This window comes from Nitriliruptor sp., assembly GCF_040882075.1.
In the GTDB taxonomy this organism is placed as follows: domain Bacteria; phylum Actinomycetota; class Nitriliruptoria; order Nitriliruptorales; family Nitriliruptoraceae; genus Nitriliruptor.
Genome location: NZ_JBBEBZ010000141.1, coordinates 1 through 4441 on the forward strand (window position 1 = coordinate 1; position 4441 = coordinate 4441).

General features: G+C 72.3%; 6 protein-coding genes. 5 read left to right on the forward strand and 1 reads right to left on the reverse strand.

Features of this window, described 5'->3' with window-relative positions; all coding sequences use genetic code 11:
* Nucleotides 1–750, reverse strand: a 750-nt coding sequence (locus tag WEB03_RS08530) for a DnaA N-terminal domain-containing protein (RefSeq protein WP_368070525.1), incomplete at its 3' end; no start/stop codon positions are given.
* 731 nt (nucleotides 751–1481) lie between these two features.
* Here WEB03_RS08530 and rpmH point away from each other — a divergent pair.
* From rpmH to WEB03_RS08555, 5 genes are all read left to right on the forward strand, one after another.
* The gene (gene rpmH / locus WEB03_RS08535) at nucleotides 1482–1619 is read left to right on the forward strand and encodes a 50S ribosomal protein L34 (RefSeq protein ID WP_368070526.1); all 138 of its coding nucleotides are present in this window, start codon (nucleotides 1482–1484) and stop codon (nucleotides 1617–1619) included.
* Between the two features lie 16 nt (nucleotides 1620–1635).
* A complete protein-coding gene (gene rnpA / locus WEB03_RS08540) occupies nucleotides 1636–1986 on the forward strand; it encodes a ribonuclease P protein component (RefSeq protein ID WP_368070527.1) in 351 nt (116 codons plus the stop codon).
* Between the two features lie 83 nt (nucleotides 1987–2069).
* Nucleotides 2070–2273 (forward strand): membrane protein insertion efficiency factor YidD, encoded by a 204-nt coding sequence (gene yidD / locus WEB03_RS08545; protein WP_368070541.1) that lies wholly within the window; start codon nucleotides 2070–2072, stop codon nucleotides 2271–2273.
* A 9-nt stretch (nucleotides 2274–2282) separates the two neighbouring features.
* Nucleotides 2283–3395, forward strand: coding sequence for a YidC/Oxa1 family membrane protein insertase (locus WEB03_RS08550; RefSeq protein WP_368070542.1), 1113 nt, complete (start codon nucleotides 2283–2285; stop codon nucleotides 3393–3395).
* Nucleotides 3396–3463: 68 nt separating this feature from the next.
* Nucleotides 3464–4390 (forward strand): protein jag, encoded by a 927-nt coding sequence (locus WEB03_RS08555; RefSeq protein WP_368070528.1) that lies wholly within the window; start codon nucleotides 3464–3466, stop codon nucleotides 4388–4390.
* Nucleotides 4391–4441 lie beyond the last annotated feature (51 nt).

Below are 4441 nucleotides of genomic sequence, written 5' to 3' on the forward strand. Positions count from 1 at the left end.
CTCGTCGCGGTCCCGCGGGCGGGGCCGCGGGTCGGGGAGGGAGACGACGGGACCGGGCGGCCGGCCTGGGGCCTCGAGGGGCCGACCAGCCTCGTCGGTGGCGGGCTCGGTGTCCGACTGCTCGTCGGGGACGGCCCGCAGCTCACGCTGGCCCTGGTGGGCGTAACGGTCCTGCTGGTCGCGCAGGTCGTCACGGGACGCGCCGCCTTGCGTGGCGTGGTGGTCGTCGAGCGGTTCGGCGGACGACCGCGACCGCACCGTCGGTGGCTGTGAGCTACCGGTCGGCGATGACGCGGCCCAGGATCGGTCCTCGCGACGGTCGCTACGCAGCCCCGGAGGGGTCGGACGGTGATCGCGTCCCGCGTCCCGGGGGTCGGAGGGGACCGCCGAGGGGCCGGTGTCCGGTCGCGAGGTGGCATCACCGTCGTCGCCCGCAGGCCCCGCCAGCTCGGTCTCGGCGGCGGTGAGATCCCCGACCGGTTCGGGCCGTGGCTGCACGGTGATGACCACCGTCAGGTCCCGGCCGGCCGCCTCGGACAGCGCGGTGCGGATCAGCTCGCCGCACCGGGTCTCGAGCCAGGCACGAGCGAAGTCGTGCGGGGTGGCGAGGACCACCACGTCGTCGGTGTAGCCGACGGGACGGCTCGCCTCGAGCCAGTGACGCTGTGCGGTGGAGGTGACCGCACGCATCACCTCGTCGCGTGCGTCACGCCAGAGCGCCTCGAGGTCGAGCGTCGATGGTCGAGACACGCTGCGCTTCTCCGGTCCGTCGTCCTGAGCGGCCCCGTCCGGGGCGCCTGGTCCGACCGGTGCACGCGTCACGTGGATCGGACCCCCACCGCTGCACGGTCGTGGTCGATCCGAGCACCCCATCGGAGAGATGTCCACAGGACCGTCCACAGTTGTGGATAGGTGATGTATCCGATCGCACGCGCTGGGCGCGTCCGATCTGTCGCGGGGAAGGTCCTGGAGCCGTGGCCGGTCCGAGCAGGTGCTCCCTGGACCTCGCACCACCGGCTCCGGTGGACGGCAGCGGACGGTAGCCCGTGGTCGCAGGCCCCGCAACGCCTCGGCTGCTCCGGTCGGTGCGCGGGACGGTGAGGTGGCGCCGGCGCACGCGGGGAACGCCGACGGCCCGGACGTGCTTGACCGGTTTCGGACGCACTGGGCGGCTCCGGAGGTGTTTGTACGGCTTCGGACGTGCTGGTCAGGATCGGATGTTCTCGGCGTGCTCGGCGCGCGCCGCGTGCGGAGGGTGTGGTGCTGCCCCGGGCGGTTGCTCGGCTCGCCCGCGGCTCGGTACGCTCCCCGGCACGTCCCGTGCACCGGGATGGTCGCGGATCCTCACCACCTCGCACCTCCCGCGTCGCTGCGTGCCACCTCGTCCCGCCTCCCGGCGGGCACGTCCGGGCCGGCGACACGGCGGGGAACCCGACCGCACCGCGTGCCCCACGTTCGATCCGCACCTCGGAGGTCCGGTCGTGAGCAAGCGCACCTTCCAGCCCAACAACCGCCGTCGTGCCCGCAAGCACGGCTTCCGGGCACGCATGCAGACCCGCGCTGGACGCGCCATCGTCCGTTCGCGTCGTCAGCGTGGCCGCTCCAAGCTCACGGCCTGAACGCACCGGACGTCCCGTGACGTCTCCGGGAGCGGACCGGCTGCGTGACGGCCGGGACATCGCCGCCGTCCTGCGTGGACGGCGGTCTCGTGCTGGGCACCTCGCGGTGGTGCACGTCCGCGATGCTGACGTCCCGGGCCCGGCCCGGATCGCCGTCGTCGCCTCCAAGCGGGTCGGCAACGCCGTCTCACGCAACCGCGCCAAGCGCCTGCTACGGGAGGCGTCCATGCGGGTCGACTGGACTCCCGGCACCGACGTGGTCCTCGTGGCACGGGGGGGCTGCGCCGCGTCATCGCTCGGACCCGTCCACGCCGAGGTGGCCGCGCTGGCCGATCGGCTCGGCGTCGTGACCGCGGTCGCGGCGTGAGCGCCGGCGTCGACCGCCGCCCCTCCCGCCTCGAGGCCGGGCCGGTCGATCCGGCTCCTCGCCCGTCGCTCCTCGCCCGGCTCCTGCTGGGCCTGCTCTCGCTCTACCGGGCCACGGCGGCGCTCCGCGCCCCGCGGTGCCGCTTCCTGCCAACGTGCTCGACCTACGCGGTGAGCGCCATCAGGACCCACGGAGCGCTGCGTGGGACCTGGCTGGCGGTGCGCAGGATCGGCCGTTGCCACCCCTGGAACCTCGGCGGGTTCGACCCCGTCCCTCCGCGGAAGTAGATCGTCGTGATGCAGCTCTGGCACAACATCCTCGACCTGTTCGCGGGTGCCCTCGAGTGGCTCCACGACCTGTTCGAGCCGCTCGCCGGTGCCCACGCTTGGGGCTGGGCGATCATCGCGCTGACGGTGGTCATCCGGCTCCTGCTGCTGCCGCTGGCGGTCAAGCAGATCCGCTCCATGCGTTCGATGCAGGCCATCCAGCCCCAGATGAAGGCCATCCAGAAGAAGTACAAGGCCGACCGGGACCTGATGAAGAAGGACCCGGAGCAGTACAAGGCCAAGAAGCAGAAGATGAACGAGGAGATGATGGCCCTGTACCAGGCCGAGGGGGTCAACCCCGCGGCCTCGTGCTTGCCCCTCCTCGCCCAAGCCCCGGTCTTCTTCGCCCTCTTCAGCATCCTGCGAGGCGATCGCGCGCACGACCTCGCCGAGCAGCCCTTCTACTTCCTCACGCGGTACACCGACGAGGGGTTGACCGCGCTCGTGAACCAGGCGTTCTGGCCGGGCTGGCTGCTGATCGTGCTCATGGCGGCCACCATGTTCATCTCCCAGAAGCAGACGATGGCGCGCCAGACCGCCACGGGTGGCGACAACCCGATGGCCCAGCAGCAGAAGGTGCTGCTGTACGTCATGCCGGTGTTCCTCGGCGTGATCTCGTTCAACCTGCCCCTCGGTGTCCTCCTGTACTGGGTGACCACCAACGCCTGGCAGGCCGGGCAGCAGTGGTTCATGCTCCGCGAGGTCGAGCACGAGGTCGAGGAGGGCACCCTCGGCGATCACCCCGGGGGCGAGGCTGCGCAGACGAACAAGGCGGCCAAGAAGGCGGCCAAGAAGGCGGCCAAGAAACGTGCCAACGGCGGCGAGGGGACGGGCAGCGAGGGCGGCCAGCGCCCCGGTGCTGACCGGTCCGATGGCCGACGCAACCCGAGCGCGACGACCGAAGGTTCGACCGGCCCCGCAGCGCCGAAGAAGCCCACGAAGCCCACGAAGCCCACGAAGCCCACGAAGCCCGGGAGGTCCGCGAAGCCGAAGGCTGCCGGTCAGGGCGGCGCGACCGGTCCCGCCCGCCCGGCCGGCGGCAAGAACCGCGACCACCTCCCTCGTCGCGGCCAGCAGGGCTGAAGCCACCTCCTGGCCGTTCCACGGCCCCGACACCGACCCCCACACGCCCGAACAGGAGCACGACGACGATGAGCCGACGCACCGATGGACGAGGTCCGACCCTGGTCGACGCCCTCCGCGAAGCCCTCGCGGAGCTGCTCGACACCGACACCGGCGATATCGCGCTCGTGGTCGACGCACCCGGCCTCGACGCCCTGACCGGACGCCTGGCCTTCGACCTCGAGGTCGTCCCGGACGCCGCGGGTGCTGGGGATGCGTCGGATGCGTCGGATGCGTCGGATGGGGACACCCGGGCCGGGGTGACCGCTCCGACCGCCACCAGCCCCGAGGAGGCCACCACGGACGCCGGCGGCGACGTCGAGCCGCCTGCCTCACCCGCACCCCGGACGCGCGCGCCCCGCGGTGGCGGCGCTGCACCGAGCCGCAGTGAGCACGAGAACCCGTCACGGGATGGTGATGGGGCCGGGGATCGCGATCGTGACGGCGATCGGCGGGACCGTGACTCCGAGGAGGAGCCGGCGGATCGCGTGGTCACGATCGAGGACCTCGAGGAGGAGGCTGACGCGGCCGCGGACTTCCTCGAGGGCCTGCTCGACGCCCTCGATCTGCCCGGCGACATCCGTATCCGCACCACCGACGATCACGCGGAGGTCGAGGTCGTCGACATCGGCTCCGGTGCGCTCATCGGGCGTCGCGGTCAGACCCTGGAGGCGATCCAGGAGCTGGTCCGCTGCGCCCTCCAGCGCGAGTTCCAGCGCCGCTCCCGCGTGAAGGTCGACGCGGAGGGCTACCGCGCCCGCCGGATGGAGAAGCTGGTGGAGAAGGCCGAGGAGGCGATCGACGAGGTGCTCGACACCGGCGAGCCGGTACGGCTCGAGCCGATGGACGTGTTCGAGCGCAAGTCGGTGCACGGGATCGTCGCTGCCGTCGACGGCGTCACCAGCCGCTCACAGGGCCGCGAGCCGGCACGCCGGGTGATCATCGAACGCGAGTGACGCGTCGATCCTCCCACGCCACGACCCCGGCTTTCGGCCCGGGTCGTGGCG

Bases quoted from the DNA above. Each gene is read 5' to 3' on its own strand.
- WEB03_RS08550 (WP_368070542.1), top strand. From the start codon at position 2,283: ATGCAGCTCTGGCACAACATCCTCGACCTGTTCGCGGGTGCCCTCGAG.
- WEB03_RS08555 (WP_368070528.1), top strand. From the start codon at position 3,464: ATGAGCCGACGCACCGATGGACGAGGTCCGACCCTGGTCGACGCCCTC.